15 protein-coding genes are annotated in these 16,686 nt (G+C 72.6%); 6 read left to right on the top strand and 9 right to left on the bottom strand.

Features of this window, described 5'->3' with window-relative positions; translation table 11 throughout:
* Positions 1 to 111: 111 nt before the first annotated feature.
* From ACIPXC_RS00965 to ACIPXC_RS00925, 9 genes are all read right to left on the bottom strand, one after another.
* Positions 112 to 705, bottom strand: a complete 594-nt coding sequence (locus ACIPXC_RS00965; RefSeq protein WP_401611897.1) for a TetR/AcrR family transcriptional regulator — start codon at positions 703 to 705, stop codon at positions 112 to 114.
* Positions 706 to 766: 61 nt separating this feature from the next.
* A complete protein-coding gene (locus ACIPXC_RS00960; protein ID WP_401611895.1) occupies positions 767 to 1,273 on the bottom strand; it encodes a cupin domain-containing protein in 507 nt (168 codons plus the stop codon).
* 3 nt (positions 1,274 to 1,276) lie between these two features.
* On the bottom strand, positions 1,277 to 2,239 hold the full coding sequence (locus ACIPXC_RS00955) for a methionyl-tRNA formyltransferase (RefSeq protein WP_401611893.1): 963 nt from the start codon (positions 2,237 to 2,239) through the stop codon (positions 1,277 to 1,279).
* 33 nt (positions 2,240 to 2,272) lie between these two features.
* A complete protein-coding gene (locus tag ACIPXC_RS00950; RefSeq protein WP_401611890.1) occupies positions 2,273 to 3,451 on the bottom strand; it encodes an acyl-CoA dehydrogenase family protein in 1,179 nt (392 codons plus the stop codon).
* Between the two features lie 47 nt (positions 3,452 to 3,498).
* Positions 3,499 to 4,995, bottom strand: a complete 1,497-nt coding sequence (locus ACIPXC_RS00945) for an FAD-binding oxidoreductase (RefSeq protein ID WP_401611887.1) — start codon at positions 4,993 to 4,995, stop codon at positions 3,499 to 3,501.
* A 58-nt stretch (positions 4,996 to 5,053) separates the two neighbouring features.
* Positions 5,054 to 5,455, bottom strand: coding sequence for a chorismate mutase (locus ACIPXC_RS00940; protein WP_401611886.1), 402 nt, complete (start codon positions 5,453 to 5,455; stop codon positions 5,054 to 5,056).
* Positions 5,452 to 5,991, bottom strand: coding sequence for a flavin reductase family protein (locus tag ACIPXC_RS00935; RefSeq protein WP_401611884.1), 540 nt, complete (start codon positions 5,989 to 5,991; stop codon positions 5,452 to 5,454). Before ACIPXC_RS00935 ends, ACIPXC_RS00940 begins: the two co-directional genes overlap by 4 nt.
* 393 nt (positions 5,992 to 6,384) lie before the next feature.
* Positions 6,385 to 7,062 carry an HAD family acid phosphatase gene (locus tag ACIPXC_RS00930; RefSeq protein ID WP_401611882.1) on the bottom strand — a complete coding sequence of 226 codons (678 nt, stop codon included), beginning with the start codon at positions 7,060 to 7,062 and terminating at the stop codon, positions 6,385 to 6,387.
* Between the two features lie 219 nt (positions 7,063 to 7,281).
* Positions 7,282 to 8,175 carry a hypothetical protein gene (locus ACIPXC_RS00925; RefSeq protein ID WP_401611880.1) on the bottom strand — a complete coding sequence of 298 codons (894 nt, stop codon included), beginning with the start codon at positions 8,173 to 8,175 and terminating at the stop codon, positions 7,282 to 7,284.
* Between the two features lie 172 nt (positions 8,176 to 8,347).
* On the opposite strand from ACIPXC_RS00925, the gene ACIPXC_RS00920 reads away from it, so the two are divergent.
* The 6 genes from ACIPXC_RS00920 to ACIPXC_RS00895 all read left to right on the top strand — a co-directional run bounded on the left by ACIPXC_RS00920 (position 8,348) and on the right by ACIPXC_RS00895 (position 16,634).
* Positions 8,348 to 9,100, top strand: coding sequence for a S1 family peptidase (locus ACIPXC_RS00920; RefSeq protein WP_401611878.1), 753 nt, complete (start codon positions 8,348 to 8,350; stop codon positions 9,098 to 9,100).
* A gap of 226 nt (positions 9,101 to 9,326) precedes the next feature.
* Positions 9,327 to 9,875, top strand: coding sequence for an ATP-binding protein (locus ACIPXC_RS00915; RefSeq protein WP_401611876.1), 549 nt, complete (start codon positions 9,327 to 9,329; stop codon positions 9,873 to 9,875).
* A 68-nt stretch (positions 9,876 to 9,943) separates the two neighbouring features.
* The gene (locus ACIPXC_RS00910; protein ID WP_401611873.1) at positions 9,944 to 10,303 is read left to right on the top strand and encodes a chorismate mutase; all 360 of its coding nucleotides are present in this window, start codon (positions 9,944 to 9,946) and stop codon (positions 10,301 to 10,303) included.
* A gap of 37 nt (positions 10,304 to 10,340) precedes the next feature.
* Entirely contained in the window at positions 10,341 to 12,857 is a 2,517-nt protein-coding gene (gene pepN / locus ACIPXC_RS00905) for an aminopeptidase N (protein WP_401611871.1), read from the top strand.
* Between the two features lie 1,042 nt (positions 12,858 to 13,899).
* A complete protein-coding gene (locus tag ACIPXC_RS00900; protein WP_401612025.1) occupies positions 13,900 to 15,228 on the top strand; it encodes a pyridoxal phosphate-dependent decarboxylase family protein in 1,329 nt (442 codons plus the stop codon).
* On the top strand, positions 15,225 to 16,634 hold the full coding sequence (locus ACIPXC_RS00895) for a lysine N(6)-hydroxylase/L-ornithine N(5)-oxygenase family protein (protein WP_401611868.1): 1,410 nt from the start codon (positions 15,225 to 15,227) through the stop codon (positions 16,632 to 16,634). Before ACIPXC_RS00900 ends, ACIPXC_RS00895 begins: the two co-directional genes overlap by 4 nt.
* Positions 16,635 to 16,686: the final 52 nt, after the last annotated feature.

Raw genomic sequence — 16,686 nt, 5'->3', positions numbered from 1 at the left:
TAAACGATCGTTCCAGAACATGGGCAGGCGTGCCTCGGGAGCGGTGCGGTGCCGTGCGGTGCGGTGGAGTGCGGTGCCGTGCGGGAGGGACGAGCGTCGGTCGGAAGCCGGTCAGGCGGTACGGGACAGGCCCCCCAGGGCCTGGTCGACGACCTGGGTCAGGTAGTCCCGGTCCGCCGCCCGCTCCATCACGCGCAGCCCCTGGGTGAGGGTGACGAGGAAGCGGGCGGTGGACCGTACGTCGGTACCGGGCGCCAGCTCACCGGAGACCCGGGCCCGCAGCAGGAGATAGGCGAACGCCTCCTCCAGCGAGCCCAGCGCACCGCCGAGCCGCCGTGCCGCCTTCTCGTCCCCCGGCAGCCGCTCCAGCACGCCGTGCGTGACCATGCACCCGCCGCGCAGCGGATCGGCCAGCGCGGAGTCGACGTAGGAGAGGAGGAAGGCGCGCAGGACCGGCAGTGCCGGGCCCGCGTCGGACTCGGCGAGGCTCTCCCGGGCCCGGTCCGCCTCCACGGCGCAGTACAGGTCCAGCGCCTTGAGGTAGAGGTCGTGCTTGGAGCCGTAGGCGGAGTACATGCTGGAGCGGTTGATGCCCAGCGCGTCCACCAGGTCCTGGATCGAGGTGGCCTCGTACCCCTGGCGGCGGAAGAGTTCCATCGCCGCCACCAGGGCGGTCTGCGGGTCGAACTCCTTGGGCCTGGCCATGGTCACGAGGCTACCCCATTCCCAACCGGTCGTTTCAGAAAGGCGGTGCGTCAGTGCGCGATCAGTCGAAACTGGCCGGAATCACACCGTGGCGCGCCCCCACCTCGGCCACGCCCGGCGGGTCCTCCACCGGCACCGGCACGCCCGCGGTGGGCTCCGTACCGGCCTCCAGGAAGAAGTTCTCCACGCCGCCCGGCGTGAAGACGAGCAGCAGCTTCGCGTGGTGCAGCGAGTGGTTGTGGAACTGGTGCGCCGTCCCCCGCGGCACGAACACGAAGTCGCCGGTGCCCGCCTCGTAGGTGTTCTCGGCCACCCGGATGGTCAGCCGGCCGTCCAGGACGTAGAACGCCTCGTCCTCGTCGGCGTGCCGGTGCGGGGGAGGGCCCCCACCGGGCGGTACGGAGGCCTCCAGCACGGCGATGGAACCGCCGGTCTCCGCCGCGCCCGCCTTGACGCTGTAGACGTCACCCGACAGCCAGGTGGCCTTCCCGCCACCCGCCGGCACGTGCAGCACCCGCCGCACCTGCGTCGGCACCTCAGCCTGCTGCGTCGCTTCGAACAAGGACATCCGTCACCCCACCGTCATCGCTTCGCCGAGGAGCGCGAAGGCCGGATCGTCCACGGCCACCTCGCGTCCACCGCATTCCACCGTGACCAGCCGCAGCCAGTCGCCGTCCGCGCACGCCACGTACAGCCCGCCGCCGCCCTGCACCAGGGTGCCGGGCGGCCGTTCGCCGAGCGCCGGACGGTCCTCCTCGCCGTACGCCGCCGACAGCAGCCGGACGCGCTGCCCGCCGGGCGCGGTGAACCACGCCCCCGGGCTGCGGTAGGCGGCCCGGACGTGGCGTTCCACGACGGCGGCCGGGAGCGAGAAGTCCAGCCGGTAGTGCTCGTCCCGCGGTCGCCCGTAGTAGGAGCGGCGGGAGACGTCCTGGGGCGTGCGCTCCAGGGTGTTCTCCACCAGGTGCGGGATCAGGTCGAGCAGCATCAGGACGTTCGCGCGCTCCTGCATGGTGCGCAGCTCCAGCCCGGTCTCGCGGCCCGAGAGCGGGACGTGGTGCTGCATCAGCAGGTCGCCGTCGTCGAGCTTGCGGCCCATCTCGATGGCGGACACGGAGCTGGCCGAGGCGCCCTCGCGGACCATCCAGTAGAACGGCGCGAGCCCGGCGAACTCGGGCAGCGGCGAGGGGTGGAAGTTGACGGCGCTGCGGCGCGGCAGGTCCAGCAGGGAAGCCCCCAGCAGCTGCTGGAAGTTGCCGACCACGAAGTAGTCGGCCTCCAGGGCGGCCAGCGCCTCCACCGCGTCGGGATCGTTGACCGAGCGCGGGCGCAGGACGCGTACGCCCAGGGCGCGCGCCCGGTCGGCGACGTCGACGGCCTCCTCGTCGTCGGTGAAGTACGAGCACAGCTTCCCGGGCGGCGAGGTGACCACGGCGGCCAGGTCCACGTCCGGGTGGCCGTGCAGGATGCTCAGGAACGGCGATCCGAGTTTGGAGTTGACTTCGGTGAACAGCACAACACGTATGGGATCCATGACGGTTGGACGCTTCTCTCGTCTCGGTCTCTGCTAGAAGAAGGGGGAGGCGGAGGTGCCGCCGAGGAGGACGTTCCCGGTCAGCTGCAGGACGGAGTCCTGGGCGACGGCGTGCTGGCACATCGTGTTGGCGTCGCGCAGCCAGCGGTCCAGCGGGTTCGGCCGGTAGACGGACGAACCGCCGACGAGGTCGAAGAGCTCGTGGACGATGGACCGGGCCGTGCGGAAGGCGTGCCGCCGGGCGATCGCGGTGGCCACCCGGGCGTCGTCACTGAGCACGTCGCCCGAGGACAACGCGTCCCACTGCACCCGGAGCGTGCTGAACACCCCGGCGCGGGCGGCGATCAGCTCGCCCTCCAGCCGCGCGATCGTGGACTGGATCCGGTAGTCGTCCCGCCACGGGGTGCCGGTCTCGCGGTCGGTGCGCTGCGCGGCCAGTTCCCGTACGTGGTCCAGCGCGGCCCGCGCCATGCCGAGCGGGATGCCGGGCATCTTGCGCAGGATCGCGTCCGGGGTCGCGTGCAGCGGTCCGGTGCGCTTGGGGTCGGAGAAGGAGAAGGACCGCTCCTCGGGCACGAACAGGTCGGTGCAGGAGTAATCCTGCGAACCGGAGCCGGCCAGACCGGTGGTGTGCCAGGTGTCGTGGAAGGCGTACTCGCCGGGGCGGGCGATCATCACCCGCCAGTGCCGCGGGGCGCCGGTCACCGGGTCGGCCTCCGGCCGGCCGTCCTCGTCGAAGACGTGGACACCCGCGCCCAGCCAGTCGCAGTGCGAGGAGCCGGAGCCGAACTTCCACCGGCCGGTGACGCGGAAGCCGCCGGGGACCCGGACGGCCCTGCCCTGCGGGTAGATCCAGCCGGAGTTGGCCATGTCCAGGTTCGGCCACATCCCGCGGGCCACCTCGTCGTCGAGGTAGCCGGAGTAGATGCCGGAGTCCATGCCGATCATCGCGCACCAGCCGACGGAGACGTCGCCGGCGGAGAGGATCTCCAGGAGTTCGGCCTGCTGCATCGAGGTCAGTTCCGGACCGCCCCAGGTCTTGGGCATGGCGGCACGGAACACCCCGGCGCCGCGGAGCAGTTCCACGACGTCCTCGGGGAGCCGGCGCTCGGCCTCGATGCGCGCGGAGCTCTCCCGCAAGGCCGGGACGAGCTCGCGGGCGCGGTCCAGGATCGCCTCGGCGGTGTCGGGTACGTACGGCGTCGTCGTCATCACGTTCTCATCAGGGGTGCGGGTCGGGTGGGACGGGGCGGCGGCGCTCACGCGTAGCGTCCGGCGGCCATGACCCCGAGGGGGTCGACGGCGGCGCGCAGGGCGCGCTGCAGGGCGGCCTCGGCGGCGGCACCGCCCGTGACGCCCGTGACGGCGCGGGCGTGCCCGGAGTCGAGGCGGTAGGGGCGCAGGCCGGCCTCGCCGAACCAGGTGTGGGCGAGGTCGAGGGCGCTGTGGGCGGCCCCGGCCTGCGTGGCCCGGTCGAACGGGAAGGACACCACGAGGTCGATGACGTCGGCGTCCAGGGCGTTGACCGTGGAGCCGGGCCGGATCCCGGTCGCGAGGTGGATGCGGTCCAGGATGTCCAGGGCCCGTACCACCGAGGCGCCGTCGAAGGGCAGGAACGGCAGGAAGAACAGCCAGCCGTTGCCGTCGGCGTCTACCCGGTCGGCGGCCGCACCGGTCGCGGAGGCGAGCATGCGCTCGTTGTGCGCGACCGAGCCGCGGTAGGCGGCGTCCACCACCTGGGCGACGACGTCGTCGGCGGCGGGGGGCTGCTCGTCGGCGGGGGCCGCGGAGGTGAACAGGCCCGTTTCGGCCATCTCGGCGAGCAGGGCGGCCTTGAGGGCTGCGGCCGAGCGCTCGGTGCCCTCCACGCTCAGGTGGGCGACGTAGCCGCCGGCGGTGTCCCCGCCGCCGTAGGTCGCGGTCGATGCGGTGTCGTACACCTTGATCACGCCCGAGACCAGGCCGTTCGCCTTCCACGTGCGCAGCGCGTCGACCGCCTCGGCCAGCGCCTCGCGGTGGAAGCGGGCGCGGACGGTGTTCTGGCGCCGCGGGCGCGGCAGCAGCCGGACCACGGCGGCGGTGACGATCCCGAAGTCGGACTGTGTGAACAGGTGCAGCAGGCTGGGACCGAGGCCGAGCGGGTTGAAGCCGTCGCCCTTGCCGTGGGTGGTGTCGCCGGGCCACCAGCCGATGTGCGCGAGTGCGCCGTCGGGCAGTACGACCTCCAGGCCGAGCAGGTCCTCGGTGCGCTGGTGGCGCAGGCCCACACCGCGGTCCACGGTGTTGCCCAGGACGCTGGTGCGGCCGGAGGACGCGGTGACGTTCAGCATCCGGCCGGTGCCGTCGAGCCGTTCGGACAGCTCCTTCTGCGTGACGCCCGGCTCGACCACGGCGTAGCCGGCCTCGGTGTCGAGTTCGCGCAGGGCGTCGAGTCCGTCCAGTTCGACGCGTACGACGGGCCCGGCGGCCGGCTCCTTGGAGCCCAGCCCCCAGTTGCGGCCGGTGGAGACGGCCTGCAGACCGGGGAGCGCGGCGCCGGATGCCTTGGCGTGGTGGAAGGCGCCGACGAGGGCGCGTACGTCGGCGACGGAGCCGGGGCGCAGCACGGCGCGGGTGTCGCGGGCCGCGAAGGCGGAGACGTTGGGGGCCGGGGGCAGCGGCGCCGTGGCGTCGTGCCGCACGCGCTCGGCGCCGAGGGCCTCCTGCAGTTCCTCCAGGACGGCCTTGAGATCCGGGTACAGGGACGGGTCTTGCATGTCTCGACCTCGATCGTGATGTGGGTGGTCGGTGAGGTGGACGACGGGTGGGTGCGGACTACGCCGGGGACTGCGCGGGACGGGTGGGCGCGGAGTCGCCGAGGTAGACGGGTGCGAGCGGGCCGCACGAGGTGACGTGGGCCAGGACGCGTACGGTGCGGGCGGGCGCGCCGGACCAGGCGGTGTCGGCCGCGCACAGCGCGGGCACCTCCCAGCCCTCCTCGCGCAGCGCGAGGGCCGGGGTGTCGCTGGTGAGGTCCGGGCTGCAGGTGAACATCAGGCTGATGACGGCGTCGCGCTGCAGTCCGTTGCGGACGAGGAGTTCGCCGACGAGCCGGCGGGTGGCGGCCGCGATCTGCCGCGGGGTGTCCTCGGCCACCGTGATCGCTCCGCGTACGGCCCGTACTGCTGGTACTGCCGGTGCTGCCGGTGCTGCCGCCGGGCCCGGGCCGGGGCTCACTGCGCGGCCGCGGGGGCGGGGGTCAGCCGGCCCCGGTGGAACAGCAGCGCGCCGCCGGTGTCCTCGCCGGGCCGTACGTGTTCGACGCGGGCGAGGAAGAGCGTGTGGTCCCCGCCGGGGAACCGCTCCTCGATCCGGCAGCCGAGCGAGGCCAGGGCGCCGGGCAGGTACGGGTGGGAGGTCTCGCCGTCGGTGGCGAAGTGCTCCTCCAGCTCCCGCCCGAAGGGCTTGTCGCGGGAGGCGAACAGCCGTGCCAGGTCGCCCTGGTGGTCGGAGAGCAGGTGGACCTGGAACTCCCCGCTCTCGTCGATCGCCGGGTGGGTGCGGGACGACTTCATGACGGAGACCAGGACGCGCGGCGGATCGAGCGAGATCGAGACGAACGAGTTCGCGGTCATCGCCGCCGCGTGGACGCCCCGACCGGACGACAGGACGGTGACGCCCGTCGGGAACAGCCGCATCACGGACCGGAGATCGTCCGGCGGCGCGGATGCGGATCGGGGTACGGGCCTGGCTGGGCCCAGAGTTGTGGCCATGTCCCCCTCCTCAGGAGTTATCGGCGAAAGGAAACTTAACAGAGTTTAGTAACGATGGAAACCCAGGTCAGGGCCCTGTTGATCACCTTTAACGCAAACGAAATGGGCTCTCGGCCATGGAGTTAACGGCGGGGGTTGACTCGGCTGGCCAGGCCTGTCGGGCCTGCCACGCGGGCGGCCAGGAGCGGGCCCGCCGGCGGGGGGCCGGAGCGGGCCGGAAACGGAAGCGGGCCCGGCCCCCTGGCGAGGGGTCGGGCCCGAGTCTTCGTCGGTGCGTTGAGGTATGACTACCCGCTGGGTCCATCGGCTGAACCGCAGTCGGGCCATCATGTTGTGCGCGGGTCGTGCGCGCGGGCCGTGGGCGAAGGGGAGCCGGGTGGCTCCCCCCGCGCGTCAGGAGAGCTTGCCGCCGTAGTCCGGGAGCTTGACCGTCCGCTCCGCGTGACCGCCGACCAGGTCGGTCGGGCTGTTCCCGATGTTGGCGATGATCGTGTAGCCGCGCGCCTCGATCTCCGCGCGCTTGGCCGTCTTGTACCTGCTGACCTCCTCGAAGAGGTCGGGCAGGTCGCGGACGTAGAGCCCCGACACGGGGTAGCCGACGGCCTTGAGGTTGTACTCGGTGAGGGAGTGGATGATCCCCGGGCGGGCCGTGACGAAGAAGACGGCGACGCCGCGCGCGTGGGCGTACTGGGTCAGTGCGCGGACCTTGGCGATCGCGGGGGTCGGGTAGGTCCAGAACCAGTGGAAGTCCGTCTCCAGCGAGGTGTTGTCGATGTCGAGGACGAGGGCGGGCTTCTCGCCGGCGGGCGAGTTCGCGATCCGCTGCTCGATGGCGGGCCGGGCCGCGTCGACGATGGCGGCCACCTCCCGCTGCCAGGTGGCGTAGTCGATGCCGAGTATCGCCGCGTTCCCGCCCGGCGCCGAGGCGTTCGCCGCCACGGAGACGGGTGCGGGTGCGGCGGCCGGGGCCGCCTGGGCGGCGGTGGCCGGAACGAGTGCCAGGACGGCGGCGGCTGCGGCCACGCCGACGGCGGCGGTACGGGGCGTTCGGGTGCGGCGGAAAGTGAGCATGTGGGGGCGCTCCTCGGACACGAATTGGCAGGGACGTGACCAGAGTTGGCGAGAACCGCACCCGTGTCTACTGGCCGGTAGGAAACTTTTTGCGACCGACCGGTGAATGATCAAGCCGGATGCGGCGTGCGGGCGTGCGGGCGTGCGGGCGTGCGGGCGTGCGGGCGTGCAGGTGTGCAGGTGTGCGGGCGTGCGGGCGTGCAGGTGTGCGGGCCGGGACTACGTGTCGCAGTCCAGTACCGTGCGGCACAGGCCGCACCGCGCCCGCAGACGTCCGCGCACCGGTACGCGCACCCGCTGCTCGCACACCGGGCACGGGAAGCTGACCCGCAGCCCGGGGCCGGAGTCCTCGGGCTCGAAGCGGTACGCCGCGCCGGCCGGAGCGGCCCCGCCGCGCCGCGCCCTCGCGTACCGCCGCCGCGCCGACGGGCCGGCGGTGGTGAGCGGCGCCCGGCGGTGGTCCCGGGCCGCCGGCGCGCTCCCGCGCGCGTAGGCCTCGTACGCCTGGGGGCTGGTGAACCAGATGGACGGGTCCTCGCCGAACAGCGCGGCCCGCTTGGCGAGGACGTAGCCGAACTCCTCGGGCGTCAGGTAGCCGAACCTCTGGTGGGTGAGCGCGTCCTCCCGGTAGGCATCGAGGAGCAGCCAGCCCGCCCCCAGGTAGGCGGCGGCGGTGTCGGTGAGGATCTCGTTCTCCGCGGGATCGGGGAAGGCCAGTGCCAGTCGGTGCAGCAGCACATGGGCGATCTCGTGTGACAGCGCCGCCGCCAGGTCCCGCCGATGGGTGCGGAAACGGTCGTTGACCTCGATGAAGTAATCGGGCCCCGCGCCCAGTTCCACCACGGCCGCCTCCGCCATCGGCCGGAACGCGACCACCGTGCGCACCTCGGGCAGCCGCAGCGTGCGCACGACCGCCGAGGCCACCCGCTGCGCGCCCAGGTGCAGGTCGTCGGAGGCTTCGAAGGCCGCGTCGGCGGGGGAGAGGCTCAGGGCGTGGGCGCGGACCCCGTCGGCCGACATGAGCCGGTACAGCGCGGTGATCGATGCGCGCACGGTCGCCAGATGCGGAAAACCGTGCTCGATGGTCCCGCCCCGACCGCCGTTCTTCTCCATCCGGTGCCCCTTTACCGCAATCCCTGTCGCTCTGGCGGGAGTTGGCCGAAACTGCGTTCTTGTTGGCCGCCATTCTCCTGATGTGTCATGGACCCGTCATTCCCCGATGACGCGCACGGCCCAACCCCCCACGAAAGGCAGTGTGTTGACTGTGTCCAGCCTCGTGCGATTCATGAAGCGCACCCTCGCCGTCGGCGCCGTCGCCCTCGCGGCCGTCAGCCTCCAGCCCGGCACCGCCACCGCCGGCACCGCACCCGTCGTGGGCGGCACCCGAGCCGCCCAGGGCGAGTTCCCCTTCATGGTGCGCCTCTCCATGGGCTGCGGCGGCGCCCTCTACACCCAGCAGATCGTCCTCACCGCCGCCCACTGCGTCGGCGGCTCCGGCAACAACACCTCCATCACCGCCACCGCCGGAGTCGTCGACCTCAAGAGCGCCGGCGCCATCAAGGTCAAGTCCACCAAGGTCCTGCGCGCCCCCGGCTACAACGGCACCGGCAAGGACTGGGCCCTGATCAAGCTCGCCAAGCCCGTCAACCTGCCCACCCTCAAGATCGCCGAGACCAAGGCCTACGACAACGGCACCTTCACCGTCGCCGGCTGGGGCGCCACCCGCGAAGGCGGCGGCCAGCAGCGCTACCTCATGAAGGCAACCGTCCCCTTCGTCTCCGACGCCGCCTGCAAGGCCGCCTACAGCGACCTCGTCCCCGGCGAGGAGATCTGCGCCGGCTACCTCGACCAGGGCGGCGTCGACACCTGCCAGGGCGACTCCGGCGGCCCCATGTTCCGCCGCGACAACGCCGGAGCCTGGATCCAGGTCGGCATCGTCAGCTGGGGCATAGGCTGCGCCCGCCCCGACTACCCGGGCGTCTACACCGAGGTCTCCACCTTCGCCGCCCAGATCAAGAGCGCCGCGGCGACCCTGTAGTCCCCCCACCGCCCCGTCCTTCCGGCCACCCGCGAACCGGCCGGAAGGACGAGGCGCACCCGCACCCGCCCCCGTACCGTGGACCGGCGTACCGCAAGACCGGAACACCGCCGTCCGGACCTCGCGGCACCCGCCCGGCGGCCCGCCGTGCGGTTGCGGGCCGACCGGCCCACCGGTCCCATGGGAGGGAACCGGCGGCAGCGGGCGACAGCGGAGCAGGTGGCGCATGGCGATCAGCGTGGTCATCGCGGACGACCAGGAAATGGTCCGAACCGGCTTCCGGATGATCCTGGAGAGCCAGCCGGACATCGAGGTCCTCGCCGACGTCGCCGACGTCGCCGACGGCGAGGCCGCCCTCGCCGCCGTCGCCGGACACCACCCCGACGTCCTCCTCCTCGACATCCGCGGCCTCACCGAACGCTTCTCCCGAACCGGCCCGCCCGTCACCCTCTCCATCGAGAACGGACTGGAGGACCGCCTCCCCGCCCACGTCGCGGCCACCGCCCACCGCATCGTCCTCGAAGCCCTCACCAACACCGGCAAGCACGCCGCCACCGCCACCGCAGTCCGCGTCAGCCTCCGCACCGTCCCCACCGGCCTGGAGGTCCGCATCGCCGACGACGGCGGCCGACCCGCCCGCCTCTCCGAAAAAGCCCGCGGCGGCGGCTACGGCCTCGCCGGCATGGCCGAACGCGCCCAGGCCCTCGGCGGCCTCCTCACCGCCGGCCCCGGCCCCGAAGGCGGCTGGATCGTCACCGCCGTCCTCCCCCTGTGACCCGGCCCCGTCTCACAGGCCGACTACCCCCACGACCTGCGGGCCCGCGCCACGTATTCTCGACCACCATGAACATCAGCGACCTCGACAACGGCACCGGCGACGGCCAGGACGCCACCGCCGACGGCATCGACGAGAACGTCACCGCCGAACTCGCCCGCCTGCGGGACAGCATCGACAACATCGACGCCGCCGTCGTCCACATGCTCGCCGAACGCTTCAAATGCACCCAGCAGGTCGGCCACCTCAAGGCACGCCACCAGCTGCCCCCCGCCGACCCCGGCCGCGAAGCCAGCCAGATCGCCCGGCTCCGCCAGCTCGCCGAGAACGCCAAGCTCGACCCCGCCTTCGCCGAGAAACTCCTCAACTTCATCATCGCCGAGGTCATCCGCCACCACGAGACGATCGCCGCCGGCGAAGAGCAGTAGCTCGGGCAAGCGCCACCCACTGCGGCAGCATGGCCCCATGTCCGCACTCAAGCGCAACGAAGCGCAGCTCCGAGCCCAGCTCCTCGACGTCCACCACTACGCCGTCACCCTCGACCTCACCGGCGACGACGAAACCTTCGACTCCACCACCGTCATCCGGTTCACCGCCCGCACCACCGGCGACACCTTCGTGGAGCTGAAGCCGGACCTACTGCGCTCCGCGACCCTCGACGGCAACCCCCTCGACCCGGCCACCCTCGAAGACAACCGGCTGCCGCTCAACGGCCTCACCCAGGGCCCCCACGAGCTGCACCTCGACACCCGCATGCGCTACTCCCGCACCGGCGAGGGCCTGCACCGCTTCACCGACCCCGCGGACGGCCAGACGTACGTCTACAGCCAGATGTTCCTCGACGACGTCCAAAGGGTCTTCCCGGCCTTCGACCAGCCCGACCTCAAAGCCGTCTTCGAGTTCACCGTCACCGCCCCCGCACACTGGACCGTCCTCGCCAACGGCATCACCACCCGCCTCGCCGACCGCCCCGCCACCGGCGACACCGCCGCCGCCGGCATCTGGCAGTCCGCCCCCACCCCCGTCATCTCCACCTACCTCGCCGCCGTCGCCGCGGGCCCCTGGCACAGCGTGACCACCCGGCACGCCGGACTGCCCTTCGGCATCCACTGCCGCCAGTCCCTCGCCCCCCACCTGGACGCCGACGCCGACGAGATCCTCTCCATCACCAAGGCCTGCTTCGACCGCTACCAGGTCAAATTCACCGAGCCCTACCCCTTCGACTCCTACGACCAGGCCTTCGTCCCCGAATTCAACGCCGGCGCCATGGAGAACCCCGGCCTCGTCACCTTCCGCGACGAATTCATCTACCGCTCCGCCGTCACCGACACCGAACGCCAGTCCCGCGCCATGGTCATCGCCCACGAGATGGCCCACATGTGGTTCGGCGACCTCGTCACCCTCGCCTGGTTCGACGACATCTGGCTCAACGAATCCTTCGCCGAATACATGGGCTACCAGACCCTCACCGAAGCCACCCGCTTCACCGACACCTGGACCGACTTCGGCGTCACCCGCAAGCCCTGGGGCTACGACGCCGACCAACGCCCCTCCACCCACCCCGTCGCCCCCGACGACGTCCCCGACACCGCCTCCGCCCTCCTCAACTTCGACGGCATCTCCTACGCCAAGGGCGCCTCCGCCCTGCGCCAACTCGTCGCCTGGCTCGGCGAAAAAGACTTCCTCGCCGGCATCAACACCCACTTCGCCCGCCACAGATTCGCCAACGCCTCCCTCGCCGACTTCATCGACTCCCTCGCCGCCCACACCGAACGCGACGTTCGCGGCTGGGCCGACGCATGGCTGCGCACCACCGGCATCGACACCCTCACCCCCCGCATCGAGGCCCCCGACGGCACCAACGGCTGGACCCTCACCGTCGACCGCACCGGCACCCGCCCCCACCACATCGCCGTCGGCGTCTACGACCGCGACCCCGTCGACGGCCGCATCCTGGAACTGCGCGAACTCCTCGACCTCGACATCCCCACCGACGAGATCATCTCGGCCGGCGGCGAGCGCCCCGCACTGCTCCTCCTCAACGACGCCGACCTCACCTACGCCAAGATCCGCCTCGACGAAACCTCCCTCGAAACGGTCCTGCGCGGCCTCTCCGGCATCCCCGAGGCCCTCACCCGCGCCGTCGCCTGGAACTGCCTGCGCGACATGGTCCGCGACGGCGAACTCGACCCGCACGACTACCTGAAAACCGCCGAGGCCCACCTCGCCGACGAACACGACCTCGCCATCGTCCAGGGCGTCCTCACCTTCGCCCGCACCGAGGTCGCCGTCCGCTACGTCGCCCCCGAGGACCGCACCGCCGCACTCGGCACCCTCACCACCATCGCCCGCGACCTCCTCCGCCGCACCGAGGACGGCTCCGAACCCGGCATGCGGCTCACCGCCGTACGCACCCTCGTGGCCGGCGCCACCCAGCCCGACACCATCGCCGCCTGGCTCGCCGACGACACCGTCCCCGGCGGCCCCGCCCTCGACCCCGAGCTGCGCTGGCGCATCCTCGGCCGCCTCGCCGTCCTCGGCGCCATCGGCGAGGACGAGATCGACGCCGCCCTCGCCGCCGACCCCAGCGCCACCGGCGAGGAAGGCGCCGCCCGCTGCCGCGCCGCCCTCCCCACCCCCGAGGCCAAGGCCGCCGCCTGGAACCGCCTCTTCCACGACGACACCCTGTCCAACTACCTCTTCAGCGCCACCGCCCAGGGCTTCTGGCAGCCCGAACAGGCCGATCTCACCGCGGAGTACGTCACTCGCTTCTACCCCGACGCCGTCGCCCTCGGCGCCCGCCGCGGACCCGCCATCGCCGAGGCCGCAGGCCGCCACGCCTTCCCGGCGTACGCCGTCGGCGAGGCCAACCTCAAGGCGGGCCGGGCCTGCCTCACCGACCCGGACATCATCCCGCTCCTGCGCCGCAAGCTCGTCGACCAGCTGGACGACCTGTCCCGCGCCCTCCGCGTCCGAGGCTGACCCTCACCCTGCGGGACCCCTGCGGGGGGCTCGGCGGAACGGGGGCCGGTGCCGGTCCGGGGCGCCGCCCGGGACTGCACGATTCATGGCGCGCCTTCACAGGAGTGCCCGCAGGGGCGGATACCGCGCCACAAATCACGTTCTACGTCCCGGCCGACACCCCGGCCCGTCCCCGACCCCGGCCCGTCCCCGACCCCGGCCCGTCCCCGACCCCGGCCCGTCCCCGACCCCGGCCCGTCCCCGACCCCGGCCCGTCCCCGGCCCGTCCCCGACCCCGGCCCGTCCCCGGCCCGTCCCCGACCCCGGCCCGTCCCCGGCCCGTCCCCGACCCCGGCGGGGCCGCGCGGCCGGGGACGGGGGCGGGGCGGGATGCTGTCCGGGACGTAAAACGTGATTTGTTGGCGCAACCGCAGCCCGCCTGGGCAGGTCGACCCGAGGCGCCATAAATCATGCAGTCCCGGACGGCATCCTGCCCCGACCCCGGCACCGGCACCCCGCCTCCGGCAACGCCGCCTCCGGCACTCCGGCTGCGGCAAGGCCGCCCCCGGCACTCCGGCATCGGCAAGGCTGACCCCGGACCGTCAACCCGCCACCGGCACTCCGCCTGACGCAAGGCCGCCCCCGGCATCGGCAACGCCGGCACCGGCACTCCGGCATCGGCAACGCCGGCACTCCGGCATCGGCAAGGCTGACCCCGGCGCCCCGGCTGCGGCAACGCCGACCCCGGCAACCCTGCGGCCGCTCAACCGCCCCGCCCACGGGCCGCCGCTGAGTCCGACAAACCCCGGCGGTTACCCCATTCGGGTCTGAGTCGTTGTACGGACCGGGTGCCCCGACCGCACCCCGGCGAGCCCCCGGAGGTCCTGTGAAGCGCCGCACGGCACACCGCACGGCACACCGCACGGCACACCGCACCCCGGCCCAGCCCCCGGAGGTCCCGTTGACAGCGCCGCACGGCACCCCGCACGGCACCCCGCACGGCAACCCGCACGGCAACCCGCACGGCAACCCGCTCGCCGGCGGAGCCACCGGCCCGCACGCCCTGCGCCCCCTCCTCGACACCGTCCTCGACGCCCTCCGCACCGGCGCGCAGGACCGTTACGGCCCCCTCCCCACCGGCGGCCCCGACACCGTCACCGCCCACGTCCGCACCGCACTCGGCGAGGTCCTGCCCGACCACGGAACCGGCGACCACGAAGCCCTCCGCACCCTCGTGCACACCCTCGCCGCCGGCGCCGCGGACCCCGCCCACCCCCACTGCGCAGCCCACCTGCACTGCCCACCCCTCGCCGTCGCCGTAGCCGCCGACCTCGCCGCCGGCGCCCTCAACCCCTCCCTCGACTCCTGGGACCAGGCCCCCGCCGCCTCCGCGATCGAAACCCTCCTCACCCGCGCCCTCGCCGCCGAATTCCACGACACCCCCCACCCCGACGCCCTCATCACCACCGGCGGCACCGAAGCCAACCAACTCGCCCTGCTCCTCGCCCGCGAACGCCACGGCCCCCACCTCACCGTCCTGCACGGAGCCAACGCCCACCACTCCGTCCCCCGCGCCGCCTGGCTCCTCGGCCTCCCCCCGGCCACCGAACTCCCCACCCCCACCGGCGTCCTCGACCCCACCACCCTCGCCGACACCCTCGCCACCACCCCCGGCCCCACCCTCGTCACCGCCACCGCCGGCACCACCGACGCAGGCCTCATCGACCCCCTCCCCGCCATCGCCGACCTCTGCGACCACCACGGCGCCGACCTCCACATCGACGCCGCATACGGCGGCCTCCTCGCCCTCAGCCCCCACCACCGGCACAAACTCGCCGGACTCGGCCGCGCCCAATCCCTCACCATCGACCTGCACAAACTCGGCTGGCAGCCCGTCGCCGCAGGACTCCTCACCGTCCCCGACACCACCCTCCTCACCCCCCTCACCCACCAGGCCGACTACCTCAACGCCACCGACGACACCGAAGCCGGACTCCCCGACCTCCTCGGCCGCTCCCTGCGCACCACCCGCCGCCCCGACGCCCTCAAGATCGCCGCCACCCTGCGCTCACTCGGCCGCGACGGCCTCACCCACCTCATCGACCACACCTGCCGACTCGCACAGGACCTCGCCCGACTCCTCGACGCACACCCCCACTTCGAACTCCACGCACCACCCACCATCAGCACCGTCCTCTTCCGGCCCACCCACGCCACCGACGACGACGTCGCCACCCTGCGCCGCACCCTCCTCCACCAAGGCCGCGCCGTCCTCGGCCGCACCCACGCCGACGGCCGCCTCTGGCTCAAAGCCACCCTCCTCAACCCGCACACCACGGCGGGAGACCTGGACACCCTCATCGCCCTCCTGGAAGGCAGCACCCACCGATGACCGCCCAGCTCGATGCACCCCACGACCTCGTCGGAATCGGCATCGGACCGTCCAACCTGTCCCTCGCCGCCCTCGCCCACGGCCTCCCCCACCAAGGAGCCGGCGAACTCGCCACCGCCTTCTACGAGCAGCGCCGCGACTTCCGCTGGCACCCCGGCCTCCTCATCGACGGCACCACCCTCCAGGTCCCCTTCCTCGCCGACCTCGTCACCCTCGCCGACCCCGCCAGCCCCTGGAGCTTCCTCAGCTACCTCAAGCACAAGGAACGGCTCTACCCCTTCTACTTCGCCGAGCAGTTCCACATCCACCGCGCCGAATACGACGCCTACTGCCGCTGGGTCGCCGGCCGCGTCCCCGGACTCCACTTCGGCCACCAGGTCGACGCCGTCCGCTGGAACCCCGAACACGACCTCTTCGAAGTCGACTTCACCCAACTCGACCCCACCGGCGAAGCCGAAGCCCTCGGCCGCACCCACACCCGCAACCTCGCCCTCGGCATCGGCACCGAACCCCACATCCCCGAACCCCTCCGCCCCCTCGCCGAAGCCCCCACCGTCCCCGTCATCCACTCCGCCGACTACCTCGACCACCGCCAACGCATCATCGGTGCCGACCACGTCACCGTCATCGGATCCGGCCAGTCCGGCGCCGAAGTCTTCCTCGACCTCCTCCGCGCCCGCCCCGCCGGCCGCGAACGCCTCACCTGGCTCGCCAGAACCCCCTCCTTCGCCCCCATGGAGTACTCGAAGCTCGGCCTCGAACACTTCACCCCCGACTACACCCGCTACTTCCACTCCCTCCCCGAACCCGTACGCGACCACCTCGTCCCCGCCCAATGGCAACTCCACAAAGGCATCGACACCGCCACCATCGCCGCCATCCACGACGAGCTCTACCGCCGCACCCTCCACGGCGGCTGGCCCGACGCCGTCCTCACCCCCGGCGTCACCGTCCGCACCGCCGGACGCGTCGCCACCACCAAAGTCGAACTCCACCTCGAACACGCCGAACAAGGCGCCCGCTCCCGCCTCACCACCGACGCCGTCGTCCTCGCCACCGGCTACCGCGAACGCCCCCTCACCCGCCTCCTCGCAGGCCTCGACCCCTACCTGCGCAAGGACTCCTCCGGCCGCCCCCGCATCGACGACCGCTACCGGATGATCCTCGACCCCTCCGTCACCGGCAGCATCTTCGTCCAGAACGGCGAACGCCACACCCACGGCGTCGGCGCCCCCGACCTCGGCCTCGCCGCCTGGCGCAGCGCCGCCATCCTCAACACCCTCACCGGCAAAAACCCCTACCCCCAACCCCCACGCACCGCCTTCACCACCTTCGGCCTCGAACAGCACGAACACACCCGCCCCCGCCCCGCAGGCGAACTCCTCCCCCTCGTCGACCACCCCTGACCCCCCCCCACCACACCGCCGGGCCACCCCCCCCACATGCCCGGCACACCAC

Origin of the sequence: Streptomyces sp. NPDC090021 (assembly GCF_044748225.1) — a bacterium.
In the GTDB taxonomy this organism is placed as follows: Bacteria; Actinomycetota; Actinomycetes; order Streptomycetales; family Streptomycetaceae; genus Streptomyces.
This window is presented reverse-complemented; position numbering and strand designations above follow the sequence as displayed.